The following is a 21913-nucleotide window of genomic DNA, read 5'->3' as shown; positions in this document are numbered from 1 at the left end:
GGCTCGCTTTCGCTCTGGCCTTTGTGCACCCTCAGCCGAGCCTGCGACCGTCCAACATTGGTCACTTATCGTCGTGCTATCGATAACTGCCACATCAATAAGCAGCGATGCGTACGGAGTACGCGGCCGGAGCCAGCACGACCTCCAGGTGGTAGCTCTCCACCTCGTCGGCCACCCGGAAGACGGCGATCACGGCCGGAAAGCTGGCGACCATCCCCAGCCCGACGAAGTAGTGGTCGCAGTCGAGCACCAGCCGGTAGGCGCCGGCCCGGGGTCCGGCAGCCGGCCAGAGCCGGACGAATCCGTCGCTGTCGGTCTCATCCCAGGCGATCGGTCGCCAGCCGTCGTCGTCGCGTTCGAAGCGGATCCGTAGTCCCGCGGCGGGCCGACCGAGGACGCCGTCGAGTGCCCGTGCCGATACGGCCATGGCGTCACACCGAGCCGGCCCTGCGCCCCGGAGACGGTGGCTCAGGCGGATCGAGGGCCTCGCGATGGGCGAGCAGCCGGCGCAGCTCGCTCACCTCGTCGGCGCGTTCGTGCGCGTCATCGGTTTCGCCGGACAACGCCATCGCGCGCAGCAGTTCGCGGACCGCGTCGGCGGTGCGCCGCTGCGCCGTCGACAGGGCGGCCGAGGTGTACAGGGCGGCGGCCTCACCGCACTGGTCACCGACCCGTCGGGCGGCGGAGAGGGCGATCCGTTGCGCCTCCCGGGCGTGGCCCGCGTAGGGCAGCGACTCGGTCGCGCGGACCACGGCGGCGGCCAACTGGATGCTCGTACCGACGAGACCGGCCTGCGCGGCCTGGCGTACGGCCGCGAGGACCATGCTGTGCTCCAACTCGTACCACTGCTCGATCGGGGTCACGATCCGGTCGGCCGTCTGGTCGGAGAACAGGCGTACGGGTGGGCCGCAGCGGGGTCGCCGCGCGGTCCGTTCGTTGCACCGCTCCACCGCCGCCAGCAAGGTCAACACGGCGTCCAGATAGCGCTCCAGCGCGGCATGCCGGTCAGCCGGGCGCTCCTCCGCGGCGAGCCGTTCGCGGGCGAACACCCGCACCAGTTCGTGCAGGCGATAGCGGGGATACCCGCCGGGCCCCTGCGTCGTTTCGAGCAACTGCGCGTCGGACAGCTCGTCCAGCACGTCCTGGGCGCGCTCCAGCGACACGTCGAGGACCGCGGCACCGACCCAGGGCGACACCCACGACCGGCCGACCAGCACCAGCAGCCGCAGGAGCCGGCGGGCGTTGTCGCAGAGTGCGTCGTACGCGAAGGTCAGGCTGCTTCGGACACAGATGCCCGCGTGGGCCAACTCGTCGAGCCGGCGTCGTTCGTCGGCCAGCCGGTCCACCAGGTCCGCGACGTACCAGTGGGGGCGTGACGCGAGGCGGGCACCCGCGACGCGCAGGGCGAGTGGCAGGTGACCGCAGAGCCTGGCCAGGTCGAGCACGTAGCCGGGCTCCCGGTCGACGCGATCCGAGCCCACGATGTGCCGCAGCAGGGTGATCGCGTCCCGGGGCGGTAGCGGGCCCACCGGGGCGGTGGTCGCCCCGGGAATAGCGGCGAGGGGAGACCGGCTGGTGACGATCACCGCCGAGCGGCAGTCACCGGGCAGGAGCGACAGCACCTGGGACTCCCCGGCCGCGTCGTCGAGCACGATGAGCAGCCGTCGATGGGCGAGCCGGTCGCGGAACACCTCGGCCCGCTCGTCCACGCCGTCCGGGATGGCGTCGGGCGGCACCCCGAGGGCGCGCAGGAACCGTTGCAGGGCCTCACCCGCCGACACCCGCTCCGGTCGGCGTCCGTGCAGGTTCACGAAGAGCTGGCCGTCGGGGAACCGGTCGCGGAGCCGGTGCGCGACGTGCACCGCGAGGGTGCTCTTGCCCGTGCCGGGACCGCCGGTGAGCACCACCACCGGCACCGCCACCCGGTCCGGGTCACCGCCGGTCAGGTGTTCCTCGATGAACCGCACCTCGTCGTCGCGGCCGGTGAAGTCGCTGATGTCGGTCGGCAGCTGGCGGGGCACCGGTTCTGCTTCCGCCGGTTGGCTCGCCACGACCGAGACGGGTGTGGACGGTAGGGTCAGCGCCGGATCGCCGGTCAGGATGCCGTGCTCCAGCCGACGCAGCCAGTCGCCGGGCTCCAGCCCCAACTCGTCGATCAGGGTGCGGCGGGCGTCCCGGTAGGCGTCCAACGCGTCAGCCTGCCGCTCCGATCGGTGCAGGGCGATCATCAGCAGCCCCCGCAGGCGTTCCCGTAGCGGGTGCGCGATGACCAACTCGGTCAGCTCGGGAATCACCTCCCGATGCCGACCAAGGCTCAGGTCCACCTCGATGCACTCCTCGATGGCCGTCAGGCGGCGCTCGTCCAGGCCGTGCGCGATGGCCCGGATGGCGGCGCTCTCGACGTCCCGCAGGGCCGGCCCTCGCCATTTCCCCAACGCGGTGCGGTAACCGCGCTCCGCCTCGGCGAACCGCCGGGCGTCGCGGGCCTGACGGGCCTCGGCGATCAGGGCCTCGTACTGGTGCAGGTCGAGGGCGCCCGCCTCGACGTGGAGCCGGTAGCCGGTCGGGTAGGTCTGGATGGCGTCGGCGTGGCCGTGCCCGGCCAGCAGGCGGCGTAGCGCGGAGACGCAGATCTGGATCTGGACGCGTGAGGTGGGCGGGGCGTTGTCGCCGTAGATCGCCTCGACGAGGTGCCCGAACGACACGACCCGGTTGGCCTGTAGGACCAGGCTGGCCAGCACCGTGCGTTGACGCGGCGCGCCCAGGTCGATGCCTTCGTCGCGGGCCCGCACCTCCAGCGGCCCGAGGATGCGGAACTCCACCGCTGCCCCCGGTCCGGCAGCACCGTCGGCGGTGTCGTGCACGTCCTCGACCTGAGCCATCGACCTGCTATCCATCCCGCTCACGACCAGCCGGTTCGGTCGGCTGGACTGACGATCCAATTAACCGAGATAGGGGTGGACGAACCGTAACTTCTGAACCGGCGGTGGGACAGGAACCGAACGACAGATACCTAACAGCAACCTTGACCGTCGACCATGGACGTACCCGCCTTCGATGTTCGAGTCGCCCCGTCACGCGGGGCAGATCTCCAGGATCGGCAGGGTGAGGGTGCCGATGGTGCGTACCAGTCGCAGATCCGCGTCGCGCGCCAGGTTCTCGATCGCGGAGACCTCACGTGCGCCACCACCGGCCATGGTCAGCAGCAACATGTCGTACCGCAGCCCGGTGACGTACGCCTCGCCCTGCACGACGGGATCGACCACCGGTTCGATGATGAGCAGCCGACTGTCCGGGCGCATCGCGGCGCGGGCCTTGCGCAGCAGGACCGTGGCGCTCTCGTCGTCCCAGTGGTAGAGCACCCGCTTGAACAGGTAGGCGTCGGCCCCGGCGGGCACCGGTTGGCCGTCCGGTTCGAGGAAGCTGCCGCCCACCGCCTCGGCCCGGTCGGAGACTCCGGCGTCGGCGAACACCTTCGCCGCGCCGGACGCGACGTGCGGCAGGTCGAAGAGGGTGCCCCGGAGATGCCGGAACCGAGCCAGGATGCCGGCCAGGAACCCGCCGTCCCCACCACCCAGGTCCACCACCGTGTTCAGCTCGGACCACGGGTACGCGCCCAGCACGCTGCGCAGTTCCAGTCGTGTCGCGGCCCGCTGCGAGGCGTCGAACCGGCGGCTCTCGTCCGGATGCGTCGCCATGTACTGCCAGTAGTCGGTGCCGTGCACCAGGTCGAACGCGGCCTGGCCGGTACGCACGCTGTGGTCCAACCGCCCCCAGGCGGCCACGTCGCAGCTCAGCAGCGGGTAGGCGTCGGCGAGGGAGAGCGGGTGGTCACTGCGCAACGGCTGGGCGAGATCGGTCAGGGCGAAGACCGTCGGCGTGGTCTCGGCGAACACCTCGCGGCTGGCCAGCGTACGGAGCAGGCGCAGCAACGGGCCCGGTCGAGTGCCGGTGAGGTCGGCTAGTTCCTCCACACTCCGGGGACCGTCGGCGAGGTGGTCCGCCAGTCGTAGGTCGCAGGCCACCCGCAGACAGAACGGCACGACGTAGTCGGCCAACTCGGTGAGCCGGACCATCGCACGCAGATCGACCCGATGTCGTGGGAGTTCCATGTCGGCAATCCTCCGCTCGGCGCTGGCTGAGCCAGACGTTAGACCGCGCATCAGGTGTGTGTCATGGTGCTGGTCACGACAGACCCGACGCGCCGCGAGTACCGAGGAGGTGCGGGATCACCGTGACATGTGTCCCTCCGGAAGCGGGCGTCGACGCGGTCGCCATGGATCTGATGCCGGCCGTGGTGCCGCTCGGCGGCTCGCTCTGGGGCGCCTCGTTCAAGCTGATGAAGATGCTGCCCGCGCATCACATCGTCGACGCGGCCCTCGCCTCCGGCGAGATCGGCCCCAACACGATGATCGTGGAGTCGACCAGCGGCACCTTCGGCGTGGCGCTCGCCGTGAAGGCCGCCCTGATCCGCCGCCCGCTGACCCTGGTCACCGACCCGGTGATGGACCGGCGGCTCTGCCGCCGCCTGGCTGACCTGGGTGCCAGCATCGAGATGTGCGCGACGCCGTCGCCGCGCGGGGAGTTCCAGACGATGCGCTTGACCCGCCTCGCCGAGATCCGCGAGCGCTATCCCGACCACTTCTGGCCGAGGCAGTACGACAATCCGCGCAACCCCGCCTCCTACGCGGTGCTCCTCGACCACTTCGCCGGCCAGCTCGGCCGGGTCGACGCCCTGATCGGGCCGGTCGGCTCGGGCGGCTCGATGTGCGGCACCGCGACCGCGCTGCGGGCCTGCTTTCCACACCTGGTCGCCGTCGGGGTGGACACCCCCGGCAGCGTGCTGTTCGGCCAGCCCGACCAGGTACGGGAGCTGCGTGGGCTCGGTAACAGCGTGCTGCCGCGCAACCTCGACCACACGGTCTTCGACGAGGTGCACTGGTGCCCGCCCGGGGTCGCCTATCGGGAGACCCGCCGGCTGCACCGCCGGCATGCGCTGTTCCACGGCCCGACCTCGGGGGCGGCTCTGGCGGTGGCCCGCTGGTGGGCGGCGTCCCACCCCGGCAAGGTCACCGTGGTGATGCTGCCCGACCAGGGCGACCGCTACATCGACACCGTCTACGACGAGGCTTGGCTCGATGCCGACCCCCGTCGTCGGGTGCCCGCCGATGTCCGCCCCCGGGAGGTGCCGACACCGTCCGGCGATCCCGACTGGACCTGGATGCGGTGGGGACGTCGCACGCTGGCCGAGGTCTGCGGCGAACAGGCCCTCGCCGGATGAGCGGACCGCTCGCGTCGTCGGACACCGGCCGAATCGCCCGCCCCCTCGCCGGCAAGGCACAGCGGCTCTGCTACGAGGCCCCCGACCCGGTGGTCGACCGGGCGCAGCTGCGCCTGATCGCCCAGGTCGACCGGGCGCACCTGGTGATGCTGGCCGAGCGCGGGGTCATCGTCGGCGAGAAGGCGGCCCGTCTGCTGCGCACCGTACGTCAGATCGAGGCCGAAGGCTTCGCCCCGGTGCTGTCGCTTCCCCGGCCGCGTGGCATCTACCTCGCCTACGAGGAGGCCGTCACCCGTCGCTGCGGCCCTGACGTGGGTGGCCTGCTGCACACCGGCCGGTCCCGCAACGACCTGAACGCCACCACCACGCTCCTGGCGTTGCGGGAGCGTTGCTCCGACGTGGTCGCCGAGGGCGGCAGGTTGGTCACCGCGTTGCTCGCCGCCGCCGGCCGCCACCTCGACGACGTGATGGCGATCCACACCCACTACCAACCGGCCATGCCGATCACCTACGGCTACTACCTCACCGGGGTGGCGCTCGCCCTGCTTCGAGAACTCGACCGGATGGTGGCCTGTCTCCGCTCGATCCGTCGATGCCCGCTCGGCGCACACGCGGTGGCCGGCACCGACATCGACCTCGACACCGAGCGAACGGCGGCGTTGCTGGGCTTCGCCTCCGGTCCCCTGCACGCCGTGGACGCGATCGCCTCCCGCGACGCCTCCCTCGATGCGCTCGGCGTCGCCGCCAACCTGGGTGTCACGGTGTCGCGGCTCGCCGCCGACCTGCAACTGTGGAGTGCGGCCGACCTGGGTTACGTGCACTTTCCCGACTGGCTGGTGGGCGGCTCCTCGGCGCTTCCGCAGAAGCGCAACGCCTTCGTCCTGGAACACCTCAAGGCGCGGCCCACCCGGGTGCTGGGTGCCTGGGTGAGTGCGACGAGCGCGATCCGCTCGGCGCCGTTCACCAACTCGATCGAGGTCGGCACCGAGGCGATGGCGTCGGTCGGGCCGGCACTGCGGACCACGCGGGACGTGCTGGCCCTGGCCGCCCTCGTGGTCGCGGGGGCTCGGCCACGTCCGGACACCATGGAGTCCGTCGCCGCCCGCAGCTTCGTCGAGGCCACGGCGGTCGCCAACGACCTGGTCCGCCAGGGGGTGCCGTTCCGCGAGGCCCACCACCGGGTCGGTGCTGCGGTGCTACGGGCAGTGGACGAGGGCGCGGACTGGCCACCGGAGGGGTTCGCGCGGATCGACCCGCGTACCGCCGCCGACCGTGCCCGCTTCGGCGGTGGCCCCGGCAGCCGGGCGGAGGCACTGGCCGCCGCCTGGACGCTGCGGCACCGGCTGCGCGCGGAGCTGCGGGACCTGCGCCGGGGATGGAACCGGGCGTCCGATGCGCTCGCTGCGGCCAGCGAGGCGATCTGTCGTGGCTGAGCTGCTGATCCTGGTGGAGAGCAACACGACCGGCAGCGGTCGCCTCTTCGCGGAACGAGCCCGCGACCTGGGTCTCGTCCCGGCGCTGCTGTGCGCCGATCCGGCCCGTTACCCGTACGCCGCGGAGCTGGACCTGCCGGTGCACCGGTGCGACACGGCGGCGCTGCCCACGGTGCTGGCGCACTGCCGTGACCTGGCCCGGTCGCAGCAGGTCGTCGGAGTGACCTCCAGCTCCGAGTACTTCATCGCCACCGCCGCCGCCGTGGCTCGCGCCCTCGACCTGCCGGGGGAGGACCCGGACCGGTTGGCCGCTGCCCGGAGCAAGAGCGTCCAGCGTGCGCGGTTCGCGGCCACCGGCGTCGCCTCACCCGGGTTCCAGGTGGTGACGTCGGCCGCCGACGCGGTCGACGCGGCGCAGCGACTGGGCCTGCCGGTGGTGGTGAAACCGGTCAGTCGTTCGGGCTCGATCGGGGTACGCCGTTGCGACGACCTGCGCGGGGTGGCCGCCCACGCTGCCGACCTGCTCGCCACCAGGACCGACGAGCGGGGCCTGCCGTTGCCGTCCGCCGTGCTGGTCGAGCGTTACCTGCCCGGCCCGGAGTTCTCCGTCGAGTTGCTCGACGGCGAGGTGCGGATGGTGGTAGCCAAGCATGTCGACGAGACCCGGGGGTTCCTTGAGATCGGGCACGATGTTCCCGCCCCCGTCGAGTCCGGCACCGCCGAGCTGCTCGCGGAGAGCGCCCGCGCCGCGCTCGCCGCGCTCGGGCTGCGGTGGGGCGCGGCCCACGTCGAGCTACGGGTGACCGGCGGCCGGGCGGTCGTGGTGGAGGTGAATCCCAGGCTGGCCGGCGGCATGATCCCGCAGGCGATCCGGGTCGCCACCGGACAGGACCTGATCGCGGAGCTGGTGGCGCGCAGCGCGGGTCGTGTCCCACCACCGCAGACGGTGCGCAACGGGTACGCCAGTGTCCGCTTCCTCGTGCCGACGGCGGACGGTGTCGTCGAGACGGTGCCCGACCCGGCGTCAGCGTTGGCGCTGCCCGGTGTGGTCGACGCGGTGGTCACCGCGCGGCCGGGCCGACGGATCGTCCGGCTCGGCTCGTTCCTGGAACGGCTCGGCTACGTGATCGCCCAGGGGCGATCAGCGGCGGAGGCCGGCGCGCGAGCCGACCGGGCGGTCGCGGCGCTGCCGGTGGCGATCGGCTGACACCACCCCGCCGGACCGGTTCCGACCCGCACGCTATCCGGAGACGTCGGTGTCCTCAAGACGAAGCGCGATCTCACGCAGTGTCGGACCGGCCAACATGTCGGACAGCGACAGCCGGTGTCCCAGCCGGGTCAGCAGGTGGATCGCCGCCAGCGAGGTGCCGCCGGACTCGAAGAAGTCGTCGTCCCGGCCCACCCGCTCGACCGGCAGCCCCAGCACCTCGGACCACTCCAGTGCCAGGCGGCGCTCGACCGCCGTGTGTGGCGGCTCGGCAACGGCGGTACCGGCGGTCGCCTCCCGGGCCTGCCGCCGCAGTCGGGCCAGGTCGACCTTCCCGTTGTCGTTGAGCGGCAGCGCGTCGAGCCGGACGTGGTGTGCCGGGATCATGTAGTCCGGTAGCCGCGTGGCGAGCTGCTTGTCGAGGTCGTCCGACGAGATCTCGTCAGTGGCGACGTGGAAGCCCACCAGCCGGGCCCGGTTGCCCTCCCCGACGGCGACGACAGCGGCGTCGAGCACCCCCGGTACCGCCGCCAGCGCGGCCCGGACCTCCTCGACCTCCACCCGCAGACCTCGGATCTTGACCTGGTGGTCGCGGCGGCCCAGGAACTCCAGCCGCCCTTCCGGCAGCCAGCGGCCCAGGTCACCGGATCGGTAGAGCCGCTCGCCCGGATGGTACGGGTCGGTGGTGAACACCTCGGCGGTGCGTTGCGGGTCGTTGAGGTAGCCGTGCCCCACGCACACCCCGGCGAACACGATCTCACCCCGGGCACCCTCCGGCATCAGGCGCAACCGGTCGTCGACGACGTAGACCCGCATGTTGCGCAGGGCCCGGCCGACGCTGACCACGGGCAGGTCCCGCTCCCCGGGCCCGTCGAGCACCTCGTGCATGGCGTCGTCGGAGGTCTCCGTCGCTCCGTACGCGTTGAGCAGCCGCACTTCCGGCAGCACCGCGAACCAGCGACGGACCAGGTCCGAGCGGAGCGCTTCACCGGTCACCGACACCGACCGGAGCCGGGGCAGCCGTACCGTACCGGTCTCCAGGTGGGTGAGCAGCACCTCCAGATAGGAGGGTACGACCTGGATGGTGGTCACCTGGTGCCGCAGCAGCAGCGCGGTGAAGGCGGCCACGTCGAGTTGCCGGTCGACGTCGACCACCACGCAGGTGCCACCGACCAGCAGGGGCGCACAGACCTGCCACAGCGAGATGTCGAAGCACTGCGAGGCGGTCTGAGTCACCACGTCGTCGGGCCCGAGGTCGTGGTCGTCGACCTTCGCCCACAAGTGGTTGATCATCCCGGCGTGGGCGCAGACGGCACCCTTCGGCTGCCCGGTCGAGCCCGAGGTGAAGTACACGTACGCGGGACGCTCACCGGTCGGCGGCGGCAGGTCGACCGGGACCGGGTCGGCGCCGGAGTCGGCGATCGGCGCCACCGCGCCGGACCAGCCGTCGGTGCCGACGACGTCGGACATGAGGATCGAGCCGGGTTCGTCGACCAGCGCCAACCGACAGCAGGCCCGGTCGAGTTGGCCCTGCACCCGTGCCGGCGGGAAGTCCGGCCGCACCGGTAGGTACACCGCGCCCGCGCGTAGGACGCCCAGCATCGCCACCACCCAGTCGAGGTGCCGGTCGCTGACGACGGCCACCGTGTCGCCGTCGCGGACGCCGAGCCCGCGCAGGCGATGGGCCAACCGACGGGAGGCACGATCGAGTTCGCCGTAGGTCAACGTGCCCTCGCGGTGGCGGACCGCCGGACGGTCGGGTACGGCCGCCGCCCGCGACTGGAAAGCCGCGACGAATCCGTCGGGACCGTTGTGCACCCGGGCACCGCACAGGTCGACGAGCTGACGCCGTCGCTCCTCGGGGCTCAACATGTCGCCGAGATCCACTGCCGCGTCCGGCGTCTCCGAAAGCCGTCGCAGGGCGTGGAGCAGGTAGCCGAGCACCCGCTGGGCGGCGTCGTGTCCGACGTGCTCAAGGTCGTAGGCCAGCTCCAACCCGGCGCAGCCGGGTCCGAGCCGTACCACCAGGTCGGCGGTGTCGTCGGCAAGCGTGCCCCGGGCGTCGACGGCGCTGTGTGGTCGACCGTCCAACGGAACCCGGCGCAGCGCTGCTGCCAGGTCGGCCCAGGTGAGGTCACCGACCTGGCTGCTGACCTGGTCGAGACCCCCGGTCGCACCGATCACCGCTGTGCTCACCGTGGGCTCGCCGACCGACCGCGACAACACCGCGAGCCAACCGGTGAGCAGCATCCGCTCGCGGGCGGCGGTGTCGTCGCGTACCCCGGTGAGTGCGTCGCGCAGCGCCACCGGCAGCTCGCGGGTCAGGCGGACGCGGCCCGGCTGTGCGCCGGGCAGGGACCACGGTGGCAGGGCTGTCGTCCCGGATGGACCAGGTGCCATGTCTCGACGGTACGGGCCGGTCCGTGCCCGGTGGTGTCACATAAATCGGGGAGGCGCATCGTGCCGCCCTTCGTGCACGGGGAAGTCGTCCCGGGTGGGTCGCCAGGTGCCTGCCCGCGCGGACTCAAGCTGCCTGCGGGTCAGTACAGTGCCGCGCGGCATCGTGATCCGGGTGAGCCGGCGCAGGCCGTCCGGGGCTCCGGTAGCGCTGTCCGCCGCCTGGGCGTTGATGTCGTCGAGCAGCCGGTCGATCAGCAGGGCGAGACAGCTCGGCCCGAAGCCCGGATACCCCCAGCCGATTCCCCAGAAGGAGCCCTGCGGAGCGGGGTAGAGCGTGCCGTCGGCGGTGCGGACCCAGATCGGGTGGTCGAGGATGATCTCGGCCAACGGCGAGGTCGTGGGTAACCGTTGCGGTGCGGCGGCGCGCAACTCGGTCCCGTCGCCGTCGCGGCGGCGGACCACGGGAGCTTCGGTGGCCGGGTCACGCAGGGTCTCGTGGTCGGTGCCGACGTCGCCCAGCAGCCGGAACGCGGCGGTACGCACCGTCGGCTCCAGCCGTGCGGTCCACTCGTCGGCGGTCGGGCTCGCGCGCCTGACCGTGAACCGATGGCCGAAGGGGCAGTCCGCGCCGTTGTCCCACTTCAACATCTGCGACAGGCAGTGTTCGGCGAGGGCGTCCTGCCGACACAGGATCTCCCGCCAGCCCGCACGGCGGGTGGCCTCGTCCAGCTGGTCCCGATCGACCAGCGGTACGGGCAGCGGCCGGGCGGCGACGACGGTGGTGCCGGCAGCCACCGTCGGCGCCACGGTGTCGATCTCCCGGCCCGCGGACTCGGCTTTCCGGCGGAGGATGGTGCGGGCGAGTGTGACCAGGAGGCGGGCGGCCGGATGGTCCGTCGGGTACAGGATGGCCAGCTCAAGTAGCGCGTCGGTGTCCAGCTCCGAATCCCCGGCGAGCGCCTGGACCGTCGGCTGGCCGGGCCGCCAGCGAGTGATCAGCACTTCCCGCCGCAGTGGCAGGGGCCAGTACGGCAGTGGTTGGCCGACCAGCGCCGACAGGTCCGTCCAGCTCAATGCGGCCTCGTCCTGCGCTGGAGTCATCGGCAGCGGATCGACGTCCGGCCCACCGTCGCCGAGCCCGGGGGCCACCGCCGCCGCACCCACCACACCCCAGGCACGCAGCAAGGGAGGCAGGTGGGCGCGTGGTGTGGGGCGCCGCCCGGAGACCGGCCACACGACGGCCATCGTGCCCACCTGGGTGGCCCACAACAGCGCGACGTTGCCGGCGACCAGACGGGCGCCCAGGTAGGGACGGGGGCCGGTGGCTGTCGGCCAATGGCGCAGCGGCACCCGGTCGGCCAGGTGCAGCGGAGAGGTCGCCGCCCATTCGTAGAGGTCGGTGCGACACCATCGACGGTGGGTGCCCTGACCGGTGCGAGGTGGGGCGAACTGCCCGGTGGAGTCCCACCGTTGCACCTGAAGTCTGCTCACCCCGAGGGTCGCGGCACACCCGGCGAGGTCAAGGACTGGCATCTCCGAGCCGATCGATGAGTGACTCTCAGCAAGCGGGCGACCGCACATGGTGTCGACCATGCCAGAGTCCGCCGACACTTTCCGACCTGCGGCTGTTCCGGTGCGAGGTTCTCACCCCGCGAACGTCCGTGCGGTGTGGACGCTGCTGTGGATCCGGCGCGGGTGGTGCCCCAGCGTAGCCGTTGCCGACCGGATGGGTGTTCCCGTTCGGTCGATCAGTGACCCGGAGCACGGCTGTCCTGAGTCGACTGTCAGGATTGTGGCATGACGGTTCAACTCGCCGGCAGGGTCGCACTGGTCACGGGTGGCAGCAGAGGCATCGGAGCGGCCGTCGCGCGCCGGCTCGCCGCGGACGGCGCAGACGTCGCGTTCACCTACCGCAGCGCCGAGGACAGCGCGAAGTCCGTCCTGGCCGACATCGAGGCGTACGGACGCAGCGGCCTGTCGATCTGTGCGGACAGCGCGGACCCCACGGCGGTGGTCGGTGCGGTGGAGCGCACTGTCGCCGAGTGGGGGCGACTGGACATCCTGGTCAACAACGCGGGGGTGTTCGCGGGCGGGCGGATCGAGTCGGTCGGCATCGCCGATCTCGACCGGGCGATCGCGGTCAACGTGCGCGGGGTCTACCTGACCACCCAGGCGGCGGTGCGGCACATGGGCGAGGGCGGCCGGATCGTCAACATCGGCAGTAGCTTCGCCAGTCGGGTCCCGGCCCCGGGAGTGAGCGCGTACGCGATGACCAAGAGTGCGGTCAACGGGCTGACCCGCGCGCTGGCCCGGGAGCTCGGCCCGCGCGGGATCACCGTCAACCTGATCCTCCCCGGGTCGACCGACACCGACATGAACCCGGCCGACAGCGCCGGGGCTGACGCCCAGCGGACCCAGATCGCCCTCGGCCGGTACGCGGCGCCCGCCGACGTGGCGGCGACGGTCAGTCACCTGGTGGGTGAGGGTGGCCGACACATCACCGGCGCGTCGATCGCCGTCGACGGCGGCGCGACGGCCTGACGCGGCTGCCCGGCCCGCCGCCTCTCCGGGTGCGAATCTCGACCTGACCGCCGGTCGTCCTATCGATGACAGTCTCTTGACGGCGATTGTTGTGAACGTTAACAATGGCCGGTGGGCGCTCCGGTCGACGCCGCGACGGTGTCCGCTCCGGTCCGACGACGGAAGGACGACGACGATGACAGCTATCCGAAGCGGTGTCAGACGGGTGTTGGCACTGGTCGCGGCCCTGGCCACGGCGGTGACCGGCGCAGTGGTGGTGGCGGACGCACCGGCGCGGGCGGCGGCTGTCACCTTCACCAACCCGCTGGCCGAGCAGCGCGCCGACCCGCACATCTACCGGCACACCGACGGCTACTACTACTTCACCGCGACGGTCCCGGAGTACGACCGCATCGTGCTGCGACGCGCCACCACCCTCCAGGGCCTCGCCACCGCCAGCGAGCGGGTGATCTGGCGTCGCCACGGCAGCGGCGAGATGGGCGCGCACATCTGGGCCCCGGAGATCCACTTCATCGACGGCCGGTGGTACATCTACTTCGCCGCCGGGCGCACCGACGACATCTGGGCCATCCGGCCGTACGTGCTGGAAAGCAGCGCCGCGAACCCACTCGACGGGCCGTGGGTGGAACGCGGCCAACTCCAACCCGCGCGCAACAGCTTCTCCCTCGACGCGACCACCTTCGTGCACAACGGTCAGCGCTACCTGGCCTGGGCCGAGTACGCGGGCAACAACTCGAACATCTACCTCGCCCGAGCCGTCAACCCCTGGACGTACGCGGGCACCCCGACCCTGATCGCCACCCCGACCCACGCCTGGGAGACCCGGGGTTACCGGGTGAACGAGGGACCTGCGGTGCTGATCCGCAACGGCCGGGTCTTCATGACCTACTCGGCGAGCGCCACCGACGCCAGCTACGCCGTCGGCCTGCTCACCGCCGCAGCCGGCAGCAACCTGCTCGACCCGGCCTCGTGGACCAAGCGCGCCACGCCGGTGCTGGCCAGTGACAGCCGGAGCGGGCAGTACGGGCCGGGGCACAACTCGTTCACCGTCGCCGAGGACGGCAGCGACGTGATCGTCTACCACTCACGCAACTACGAGCGGTATCTCGGCAACGGCTACGACCCGCTGAGCGATCCGAATCGGCGGACCCGGATCCAGCGGGTCTACTGGAACGCCGACGGCACCCCGAACTTCGGCGTACCGGTGCCGGACGGCCTGACGCCGGTCCGCCTGCGCGCCCACGACCTGCCCGACCGCTACCTGCGGCACTGGGAGTTCCGGGTCCGGTTGGAGCCGAACGTGACCAACCTGGCCGACTCGCAGTTCCGGATCGTCACCGGCCTGGCGAACTCCTCGGGCATCTCCCTGGAGTCGACCAACTATCCCGGCTACTACCTGCGGCACCGCAACCACCAGATCTGGGTGGAACGCAACGACGGCTCGAACCTCTTCCGGCAGGACGCCACCTTCACCCGCCGGAGCGGGCTCGCCGACGCGGCGAAGGTGTCGCTGGAGTCGGTGAACTTCCCCGGCCAGTACGTCCGTCACCGCGACGGGCTGCTCTACCTGGAAGCGGTGCCGGACGCGGCCGGACGGGCGTCGGCCACCTTCGCCCTGGAGTAGGCCGTCGCGGCTCGACCCGGGGCCGCCGGCAGGTCGTGTGGGCACCTCAGCACGACCTGCCGGCGGGGCTCACCTGGTGGCGGGGCGGCGGGTGAGAGCGAAGCCGACCACGCCCGCGATCGCGGCCAGCATTCCGCCGGCGGTGGTCCAGATCCAGCGGGAGCCGGCCTCGGGCAGCCAACCGGTGAGGTTGAGGTTCCAGCCGTCCTCCTCGTCGTCCTCCGGTGCGACCGCCGGTTCGGCGTCCAGGACGGCACCGGCGTTGGTCGGCGGCACCAGCGCCTTCTCCAACCTGCCGTCGTCGGCGGAGGTGCCGACGTCGTCGACGGTCGAGATCAGCAGGTCCACGTCGACCGGTAGGCCGAGGTCGGCCTCGGGGACGTCGACCACGGCCAGCCGCACGTAGTAGGTGCCGGGCAACGGGTCGCCGGACCACGGCTCCGCCCACGGGCGCACCCGCCGCAACGTGCAGCCGAGCCCGACGGTACGCGCCGAAGCGTCGGCGGTCGGGGTCTGCGCACCGGCCGTGCACGCCTGTCGGCGTCGCAGCCCGTCGAAGACCTCCACCGTCCAGGTGGACCGGCCGGTGCGGTTCTGCGCGAGGGTGACCGTCGCGGTGATCTCGTGGATCTCGCCCGCCTCGGCCGGGAACGACCAGTAGAGGTACTCACCGGTCGAGGCGGCGACCCGGACGGGCTGCCCGGCGGCCACCGGGGTGGCGCTCAGGTACGAGGTGCCCGCCTTGGTGACGGTGACGGCACCGGGGGAAGGGGTGGGGGTGGGGGCCGCGAGTGCCGCACCCGGAGCCAGGGCGACACCGACGGCGAGCAGGGCGGCGACGGTTGCCGATCGGGTGAGCATCTCTCAGTTCCTCCAGGTGGCTACCCACCAGCGGGTCAGCAGGCCGGTGATGAGCCCGGTGAGCAGGCCGGCCAGGGTCAGCAGAAGCAGCAGGACCCAGCCACGGCCCAGGTCCGGGCCGTCCGGGGCGGACGAGGCGGCGACCACGTCGACGGTCAGCTCGACCGGCATACCCGGGTCCGCAGCGGTGCCCGCCCGAGGCGAGAACATGTTGCTGACCACCAGGCAGACGGTGGTGTAGGCCGGGGGCGTCGTTGCCGCCTCGGTGTCCTCGCTGTCCTCGGCGTCGTCCCCAGCGGACCAGCGCAGACCGGTCGAGACCACGTCGGTACGTCCACTACCGGCGTCCACGCCCCGGACGAGTTCCCGGCCGTCCGTCGCGGTGGCCCGCAGCAGCACGCCGTAGTCGGGGTTGACCGGCCGGTCGAGCGCCACGCTGACCGAGGCGCGCAACTCCTGCCCCGGTCGCACCGGCACCCGGTACCAACGGTGTTCGGAGAAGCTCTCCCGGTCGGTGTAGACGCCGGGGGAGAGCAGCGGCGCACCCTGGCAGGCGTCCGTCCCGTCGACCTTCGCCGGGGTGGTGGCGTACGTGTCGCGGGCCCGGTCCACCAGTTGCTTCAGTCGGTCGGTCAGACCCTCGGCGCTCTGCGCGGCGGTGTAGGTGCCACCGGTGGCGGCGGCGATGCAGAGCAACTGCCGGCGTACCTTCTCGTCGGGTGCGAGGCCGAGGGTGTCCACCACCAGCGTGGTGCCCTGCGCGGCCAACTCGCGGGCCACCTGGCAGGGGTCGGGTGGGGCGCAGGTGTCCTCGCCGTCGGTGATCAGCACGATTCGTCGGGCGGTGGTGCCGGTGCCGAGGTCCTTGGCGGCTTCGCGCAGGGCGAGTCCGACCGGAGTGAAGCCGGTCGGCCGCAGCGTCGCCACGGCGGCCTTGGCCTGCTCCCGGTCGACCGGGCCGACCGGCACGATCTGCTGGGTGTCCAGGCAGCCCTGCTGCTTGTTCTTGCCCTGGTAGGTGGCGCCCAGCACCCGGATACCCAACTGTGTCTCGTCCGGCAGGGCGTCCACCACCTCGCCGAACGCCTGCTGAGCAACCGAGATCCGGCTACGTCCGTCGATGTCGGTGGCCCGCATCGAGCCGCTGACGTCCAGGACGAGCTGGACCCTTGGCGGCTCGGCGGTTGGTTCCGTCCGTTCGTCGGCAAACGCCGGCACCGGGCCGGCCAGCGTGGTCGCCGCCAGCAGCCCGAGCAGGGCGGCTGACGACCATTTCTTGTTGATCACCGGGCGGAGTGTAGACAAGTCCACTCAGGACAGATCATCCGGCCACCATGCGGCCGTTCGGTGACCCGGATTCAGCCTCGGACCCCTAGCGGACGGCGAGCGTGGCGGCGGTGCGTACCAGGCCCGCCTCGACCGCGAAGCGGCCGGTGACCAGCGCGGGCGGATGGTCGACCGGCGCTTCGGCGACCCGCGCGGGGGCGATCCGCGCGGTGAACGTCCCGGCCTCGGGGTCGAGGCGCACCAGCGCGTCGTGGAAGTCGAGCCAGGTGCCGACGACCGGATGCCACACCTTGTACACGGTCTCCTTCGCGCTGAAGACCACTGCCGGCCAGAAGACGTCGGTCGGCAGTCGCGCGATCTGCTCGTCCTCCTCGGGCAGGCAGATCAGGCGGCGTACGCCAGCGCTGAGTTCCCGATGCTGCTCGGCGTCCATGCCGACGGCCCGGATCTCCTCGCGGCGGGCGACGGCTGCGGCACAGTAGCCGTGGGTGTGGGTGATGGTGCCGACCGTTCCCGTCGGCCAGACGGGGGAGCGGTCGGCGGCGGCCGGTACGGCGACCGGCGGGAGCCCCAACGCGGCCATGGCGCGCCGGGCGCACACCCGGCCGGCTGTGAAGTCGCGGCGGCGGCTTTCCACCGCACGATCTCCCAGACAGGCGGCCTCGGCCTCGTGCAACTGTCCGGTCCAGTCGTCCTCAGCTGCCACGGCCACCGCGACGGTGGACGGGAGAAGATCACGCACCGGTGACTCCCGGCTGGTACGTGCGGTCGGTGGAGCCGGTGCGGGTGCCCGGCGGTGACGGCATCCGGTTGGGGCGGTTCGCGGCGGCCATGGTTGGTCAACGTACCGCAATCCTGTAACACCGGAGCGTCCCCGTTCGCTGACTGTGTGCACGGGGACGGTCGACCCGACGGCGGGCGGCGGCCCGCCGTCGCCGGTGGAGGCGGAAGGGAACGCGATGACGGGTGTTGCGGATCGACCGGGTGTCACGGTGGCGGAGGCGGACGGCAGCACCCCACCCGGTCGGGCGGACGAACACGCCCCGGTGACCCCCGGATGGATGTGTGGCACCTGTGACGCCCAATGGCCGTGTGAGCCCAAACGAGAGCAGTTGCTGGCCGAGTACGGCATGGACCGCGCGATGCTCAGCGTCTACCTGGGTGCCTGTCTCGCCTCTGCGGTCGAGGATCTGCACGCCGCCGGTTCGACGTCATTGCAGGACCGGTTCTTCGGCTGGTTGCCGCGTCGCCCCAAAGGGCACTGAGTTCCCATCCCGGATGATCGTTCAAGCGGGGCGGGAAATCGCTGTCCGGCGATTCGTTGGACAGCTGCGTGGCTGGACGGAACGGTTCAGCCCGATGTCGTCCGGTCACTCTTCGACGGCGCATAGTCGGCACGGAGTAACCCAGCGGCGGCGGTCACCCTGACTTCTTGTCGCATTCGGCATTCGTCGGAAATCTGACCGGGGCTGCCCCGTTGTGCCCCCGGTCGCGGGTGGTTAAGCTGCTGGTGCGCGCCCCAATCGCCCGCTTCCCCCGTGGCAGGCGATCGGGGCGCGTCCTATGTGTCGACGATGGGCCCGTACGCCGAGGCGTACGGGCCCATCGCGTTGTCAGATCCAGCGACCGTCCAGCCACATCCGCGCCGACCAGTCCTCGTACGGAATCGTCAGGCCCACGAAGATCGGGTAGAAGTACGCGAAGCAGAGGACGACCAACACCACGTACGCCCCGGCGACCACACTGCCGACCAGTCGGCGGTCCCGACTCGCCTCCTCGTCTGGGCCGGTCACCGCTCGGGTGCCGCTCATCCCCGCTGGCGAGGCGATGGCACCCAGCACGTAGACCACGGCGAGCACCAGGAACGGCACCACGGGCGCGGCGTAGAAGGAGAACATCGTCCGGCCCTCGAGGGCGAACCAGTACCAGGGCAGCAGCCCGGCCGCCACGGCGAGCAGGATCGCCCCGGCCCGCCAGTCCCGCCGGGCCAGCCCGAGCCAGATCAGCGCCACCAGCGCGGGCAGGAACGACCACCACAGCAGCGGGGTGCCCAGCAGCAGCACCTCCTCGGCGCAGCTCGCCGCGCCGCAGGGGCCGTCGCCGGTCCAGTGGAACGCCACCGGGCGGCCCAGCAGCAGCCACTGCCATGGCCACGACTGGTACTTGTGCGGGTCGTCGAGCTGGTTGTGGAAGCCGAGTGCGGCCTGGTGGTACTGCACCAGGTTCCACAGCGGGCCGATGATCGGCTTATCGCTGAGGTTGGCGTCCGGGTACCGCTCGGCGAGCCGGTAGTAGCCCTCCTGGCTGAACAGCCAACCGGACCAGGTCGCGACGTAGGTGACCGCCATCGCCAGGCCGGCGAGCACCATCCACGGCACGCCGTCGAGCAGCGTGTCCCGCCACGGCCGGCGTACCCCGGCCGACTTTCGGGCACCGACGTCCCAGAGGAACATCAGCAGCGCGAAGACCGGTACGAAGAACAGCGCGCTCCACTTCACCGCGAAGGCGCAGCCGAGCAGCACGCCGGTGGCCAGCCGCCACCAGGGCCAGTTCCGCCAGCCGCCGGGCGGTCGACCGGCGCGCCCCGGAGCGGTCGGATCCAGCCCGGACTCCAGGGCCCGCGCCCAGCGGCGGCGGGTGGCGTCCCGGTCGAGCACCAGCGCGCCGAAGGCGGCCAGGACGAAGAAGAGCAGGAAGATGTCGAGCAGCGCGGTACGGGAGAGCACCAGGTGGAACCCGTCCACCGCGAGCAGCAGACCGGCGGCGCAGCCGAGCACCGTGGAGCGGAACATCCGGCGGCCGATGCGGACCAGCAGCAGCACCGACAGGGTGCCCACCAGCGCCGCCGAGAAGCGCCAGCCGAACTCCGGCGCGGTGGTGAACAGGTTTCCGGGCACCAGGATGCCGTGCTCGGCGTCGCTGTAGCCGAAGGCCCACTCGCCGAGGCCGATCAACCACTTGCCCAGCGGCGGGTGGACGACGTACGACGGGGCGTTGTTCTGGTAGTTCCACTCGACGCCCTTGTCGACCAGCCCCCAGGCGTCCCGGGCGTAGTAGACCTCATCGAAGATCTTGCCCGGTGGATGACTGAGGTTCGCGAACCGGAGGACCGCCGCGATGGCCACCACGACCGCCGTGGCCAACCACGACCGGTCGTTCAACCCGGCCTCGACGGTGGCCAGCCGGCGACGGATCGCCGCCGGTATCCCGCCCGTCGGCGGATCGGTGCCGGCGGCTGTGGTCGCTGTCGGCTCCGAGGGCTGGTCGGGGCTCGCGCTCTGTGCTGTCGACGCACTCGTCACCCGGCGATCGTAGGCTGCGGAAGGGGTCGGTGGTGCCTGTCGTCCCCATATCCGGTACGACCTTCGATGAAGGAGCGCGGCACATTGGGTGAAATGTCCGAAATTGGCCGCCTGGTCCTCCTCGGCGCGCCGCTCGGCAACCCCGCCGACGCCTCCACCCGACTCCGGGAGGTGCTCGCCGCCGCCGACGTGGTCGCCGCCGAGGACACCCGTCGGCTGCACCGGCTCGCCCGCGACCTCGACGTGACCATCGCCGGTCGCGTCGTCTCCTACTTCGAGGGCAACGAGGAGCGGCGTACCCCGGAACTGGTCGACGTGCTCACCGAGGGATACGTCGTCGCGCTGGTCACCGACGGTGGCATGCCCAGCGTCTCCGACCCCGGCTACCGCCTGGTCCGGGCCGCCCTGGACGCCGGGGTGCCGGTCACCGCCGCGCCCGGTCCCAGCGCCGTCACCACCGCCCTCGCCCTCTCCGGGCTGCCCTGCGACCGGTTCTGCTTCGAGGGGTTCCTGCCCCGCTCCGCCGGTGCCCGGCGGGCCCGGCTGCGGGCGCTCGCCGCCGAGGAGCGCACGCTGGTCTTCTTCGAGGCGCCGCACCGGATCGCCGCCACGCTGACCGACCTGGCCGACGCGTTCGGCGCCGATCGCCCCGCCGCAGTGTGCCGCGAGCTGACCAAGACGTACGAGGAGGTGCTGCGTCGCCCGCTCGGTGAACTCGCCCGGTGGGCCACCGACGGCGAGCCGCGCGGCGAGATCACCCTGGTCGTGGCCGGCGCTCCGGCCACCCCCGCCGCCCGTCCCGACGATGACGCCCTGCGCGCGGCGGTGGCCGAGCGGGAGGCGGCCGGACTCAGCCGTCGGGACGCGATCACGGACGTCGCGACCGCGTACGGGCTGCGTCGCCGCGACGTCTACACGCTCGTGCACCAGTGAACCGCGCTCGGGTATCCCGCGACCGTCGGCGATCACCAGGCCGCGATCAGGAACCCGAACGTGGTCAGCAGCGGACCGGCCACCGAGGCGGCGATCGCCCAGCGCCGTTCGGTGGGGTCGGGCAGCCGGGTCGCGCCGGTCCAGCGGGCGATGCCCACCGCGCAGCCGAGCACACCGAGCATCCCGAGCAGCCAGCGCAACTGCGCGCCCACCCCACGGTCGGCGTACGCGACGTGCCCGTCCGGGCCGGTCACCCGGGCGGGTAGGGCGGAACCGGGCGCGGTGCGGTCCCGGGGTACCCCGCTGACTCGTACGCCGTGGGTCCGGAACTCCTCGTCGGCCGCCGTGAAGATGCCCCGGCAGCGCTGGGTCAGGCCGTCGCCGGTGCACCCGGTGACGATCACCGTGCCGGAGGTGGCGTGCCCGACGGCGACCCAGAGCGGTCCGGCGCTGACCCAGGCGAAGAAGGCCGCCGCGAGGCTCAACCCGATCATGGCGGACAGCCCCGCCCAGGGGTCCGGTGGATGGTTGCTCCGTTCCCGGCGGCGGACCGGCCGCAACCGCCGCCACCACGGCTCACCCCTGCCGGGCGTCTCCGGTCGGACCGGTGTGCCGTCCCAGTGCACCTCCTCGATCGGTGCCCAGAAGGAGTCCTCCTCCGGCGGATCATCGTCGAACGACACCTGTCGGCGACGCGGGCGTCCGCTCGCCCGGACCGGAACCCGACGCGGCAGCGTGTCCACCGGCGCGCCGGTCGTCGGCTCCACCTCGACCACGTGCCGCAACTCGACGGTGGCGGGCTCGGCCCGGTCCGGCCCGGTCTCGCCATCGGGCGACGGCACCGTGCGGGGTTGCGGCGCCACCGCCGGGGTACGCGGCGGCGCGGTGGTGTCCGGCCCGGCGTCGGAGGGAGGGCCGTCGGAGTGCTCTCGGGCGGCTCGGCTGCCAGTCACGCGTTCATTGGACACCGGTACGGGGGGATGATCGGGCAGCTCAGGCAGCGTGTCGGCGACATTTCGGACGAATTGCTGACCCGGTCTGGGG

The 21913-nt window shown here is 72.0% G+C and carries 17 protein-coding genes; 7 read left to right on the top strand and 10 right to left on the bottom strand.

Translation table 11 applies throughout. The features are described from left to right. Positions 1-94: 94 nt before the first annotated feature. The 3 genes from FF096_RS05340 to FF096_RS05330 form a co-directional block, all read right to left on the bottom strand. Positions 95-427, bottom strand: a complete 333-nt coding sequence (locus tag FF096_RS05340) for a hydroxyisourate hydrolase (protein ID WP_155215215.1) — start codon at positions 425-427, stop codon at positions 95-97. Between the two features lie 4 nt (positions 428-431). Beyond that, positions 432-2882, bottom strand: a complete 2451-nt coding sequence (locus tag FF096_RS05335; protein WP_196222463.1) for a BTAD domain-containing putative transcriptional regulator — start codon at positions 2880-2882, stop codon at positions 432-434. Positions 2883-3074: 192 nt separating this feature from the next. Further along, the gene (locus tag FF096_RS05330) at positions 3075-4112 is read right to left on the bottom strand and encodes a methyltransferase (protein WP_155215213.1); all 1038 of its coding nucleotides are present in this window, start codon (positions 4110-4112) and stop codon (positions 3075-3077) included. 122 nt (positions 4113-4234) lie between these two features. On the opposite strand from FF096_RS05330, the gene FF096_RS05325 reads away from it, so the two are divergent. From FF096_RS05325 to FF096_RS05315, 3 genes are read left to right on the top strand one after another with little or no spacing between them, the layout of a single operon-like run. Continuing rightward, the gene (locus FF096_RS05325) at positions 4235-5281 is read left to right on the top strand and encodes a pyridoxal-phosphate dependent enzyme (protein WP_309222725.1); all 1047 of its coding nucleotides are present in this window, start codon (positions 4235-4237) and stop codon (positions 5279-5281) included. Continuing rightward, complete coding sequence (locus FF096_RS05320; protein ID WP_155215212.1) at positions 5278-6714, top strand: lyase family protein; 1437 nt, start codon at positions 5278-5280, stop codon at positions 6712-6714. The genes FF096_RS05325 and FF096_RS05320 overlap by 4 nt, the downstream gene beginning before the upstream one ends. Continuing rightward, on the top strand, positions 6707-7921 hold the full coding sequence (locus FF096_RS05315; protein WP_309222724.1) for an ATP-grasp domain-containing protein: 1215 nt from the start codon (positions 6707-6709) through the stop codon (positions 7919-7921). Before FF096_RS05320 ends, FF096_RS05315 begins: the two co-directional genes overlap by 8 nt. A 33-nt stretch (positions 7922-7954) precedes the next feature. Here the strand turns inward: FF096_RS05315 and FF096_RS05310 are convergent, their stop codons facing one another. Together FF096_RS05310 and FF096_RS05305 are read right to left on the bottom strand one after the other, a co-directional pair. Beyond that, positions 7955-10321: an amino acid adenylation domain-containing protein gene (locus tag FF096_RS05310; protein WP_155215210.1), complete on the bottom strand. Its 2367-nt coding sequence runs from the start codon at positions 10319-10321 to the stop codon at positions 7955-7957. Positions 10322-10357: 36 nt separating this feature from the next. Beyond that, on the bottom strand, positions 10358-11854 hold the full coding sequence (locus FF096_RS05305; protein WP_196222462.1) for a hypothetical protein: 1497 nt from the start codon (positions 11852-11854) through the stop codon (positions 10358-10360). A gap of 264 nt (positions 11855-12118) precedes the next feature. On the opposite strand from FF096_RS05305, the gene FF096_RS05300 reads away from it, so the two are divergent. Together FF096_RS05300 and FF096_RS05295 are read left to right on the top strand one after the other, a co-directional pair. Beyond that, positions 12119-12862: an SDR family NAD(P)-dependent oxidoreductase gene (locus tag FF096_RS05300; protein WP_155215208.1), complete on the top strand. Its 744-nt coding sequence runs from the start codon at positions 12119-12121 to the stop codon at positions 12860-12862. A 175-nt stretch (positions 12863-13037) separates the two neighbouring features. After that, positions 13038-14486, top strand: coding sequence for a family 43 glycosylhydrolase (locus FF096_RS05295; protein WP_196222461.1), 1449 nt, complete (start codon positions 13038-13040; stop codon positions 14484-14486). A 69-nt stretch (positions 14487-14555) separates the two neighbouring features. On the opposite strand, the gene FF096_RS05290 is transcribed toward FF096_RS05295, so the two are convergent. The 3 genes from FF096_RS05290 to FF096_RS05280 all read right to left on the bottom strand — a co-directional run bounded on the left by FF096_RS05290 (position 14556) and on the right by FF096_RS05280 (position 17376). Beyond that, positions 14556-15347 carry a peptidase gene (locus FF096_RS05290; protein WP_155215207.1) on the bottom strand — a complete coding sequence of 264 codons (792 nt, stop codon included), beginning with the start codon at positions 15345-15347 and terminating at the stop codon, positions 14556-14558. 3 nt (positions 15348-15350) lie between these two features. Further along, the gene (locus FF096_RS05285; protein ID WP_309222723.1) at positions 15351-16634 is read right to left on the bottom strand and encodes a VWA domain-containing protein; all 1284 of its coding nucleotides are present in this window, start codon (positions 16632-16634) and stop codon (positions 15351-15353) included. Positions 16635-16719: 85 nt separating this feature from the next. Next, positions 16720-17376, bottom strand: coding sequence for a 4'-phosphopantetheinyl transferase superfamily protein (locus FF096_RS05280; protein ID WP_309222722.1), 657 nt, complete (start codon positions 17374-17376; stop codon positions 16720-16722). Positions 17377-17626: 250 nt separating this feature from the next. Between FF096_RS05280 and FF096_RS05275 the strand changes: the two genes are divergently transcribed. Further along, a complete protein-coding gene (locus FF096_RS05275) occupies positions 17627-17899 on the top strand; it encodes a hypothetical protein (protein ID WP_375335288.1) in 273 nt (90 codons plus the stop codon). A 348-nt stretch (positions 17900-18247) separates the two neighbouring features. Here FF096_RS05275 and FF096_RS05270 read toward each other — a convergent pair whose 3' ends face one another. After that, positions 18248-19936, bottom strand: coding sequence for a dolichyl-phosphate-mannose--protein mannosyltransferase (locus tag FF096_RS05270; RefSeq protein ID WP_375335287.1), 1689 nt, complete (start codon positions 19934-19936; stop codon positions 18248-18250). A gap of 66 nt (positions 19937-20002) precedes the next feature. Here FF096_RS05270 and rsmI point away from each other — a divergent pair, with 66 nt between their 5' ends. Then, positions 20003-20869: a 16S rRNA (cytidine(1402)-2'-O)-methyltransferase gene (rsmI, locus tag FF096_RS05265; RefSeq protein WP_375335286.1), complete on the top strand. Its 867-nt coding sequence runs from the start codon at positions 20003-20005 to the stop codon at positions 20867-20869. Between the two features lie 32 nt (positions 20870-20901). Here the strand turns inward: rsmI and FF096_RS05260 are convergent, their stop codons facing one another. Beyond that, positions 20902-21822: a hypothetical protein gene (locus FF096_RS05260; protein WP_309222721.1), complete on the bottom strand. Its 921-nt coding sequence runs from the start codon at positions 21820-21822 to the stop codon at positions 20902-20904. Positions 21823-21913: the final 91 nt, after the last annotated feature.

Source organism: Micromonospora sp. CP22 (assembly GCF_009712475.1).
GTDB lineage: Bacteria > Actinomycetota > Actinomycetes > Mycobacteriales > Micromonosporaceae > Micromonospora.
The sequence above is the reverse complement of the archived record's forward strand: the minus strand, read 5'-3'. Positions and strand labels throughout refer to the sequence as shown.

What these genes read in the sequence shown, in the direction of transcription:
- FF096_RS05340 (WP_155215215.1), bottom strand. Translation starts at nt 427, where the DNA reads ATGGCCGTATCGGCACGGGCACTCGACGGCGTCCTCGGTCGGCCCGCC.
- FF096_RS05335 (WP_196222463.1), bottom strand. Translation starts at nt 2,882, where the DNA reads ATGGCTCAGGTCGAGGACGTGCACGACACCGCCGACGGTGCTGCCGGA.
- FF096_RS05330 (WP_155215213.1), bottom strand. Translation starts at nt 4,112, where the DNA reads ATGGAACTCCCACGACATCGGGTCGATCTGCGTGCGATGGTCCGGCTC.
- FF096_RS05320 (WP_155215212.1), top strand. Translation starts at nt 5,278, where the DNA reads ATGAGCGGACCGCTCGCGTCGTCGGACACCGGCCGAATCGCCCGCCCC.
- FF096_RS05310 (WP_155215210.1), bottom strand. Translation starts at nt 10,321, where the DNA reads ATGGCACCTGGTCCATCCGGGACGACAGCCCTGCCACCGTGGTCCCTG.
- FF096_RS05305 (WP_196222462.1), bottom strand. Translation starts at nt 11,854, where the DNA reads ATGCCAGTCCTTGACCTCGCCGGGTGTGCCGCGACCCTCGGGGTGAGC.
- FF096_RS05300 (WP_155215208.1), top strand. Translation starts at nt 12,119, where the DNA reads ATGACGGTTCAACTCGCCGGCAGGGTCGCACTGGTCACGGGTGGCAGC.
- FF096_RS05295 (WP_196222461.1), top strand. Translation starts at nt 13,038, where the DNA reads ATGACAGCTATCCGAAGCGGTGTCAGACGGGTGTTGGCACTGGTCGCG.
- FF096_RS05290 (WP_155215207.1), bottom strand. Translation starts at nt 15,347, where the DNA reads ATGCTCACCCGATCGGCAACCGTCGCCGCCCTGCTCGCCGTCGGTGTC.
- rsmI (WP_375335286.1), top strand. Translation starts at nt 20,003, where the DNA reads ATGAAGGAGCGCGGCACATTGGGTGAAATGTCCGAAATTGGCCGCCTG.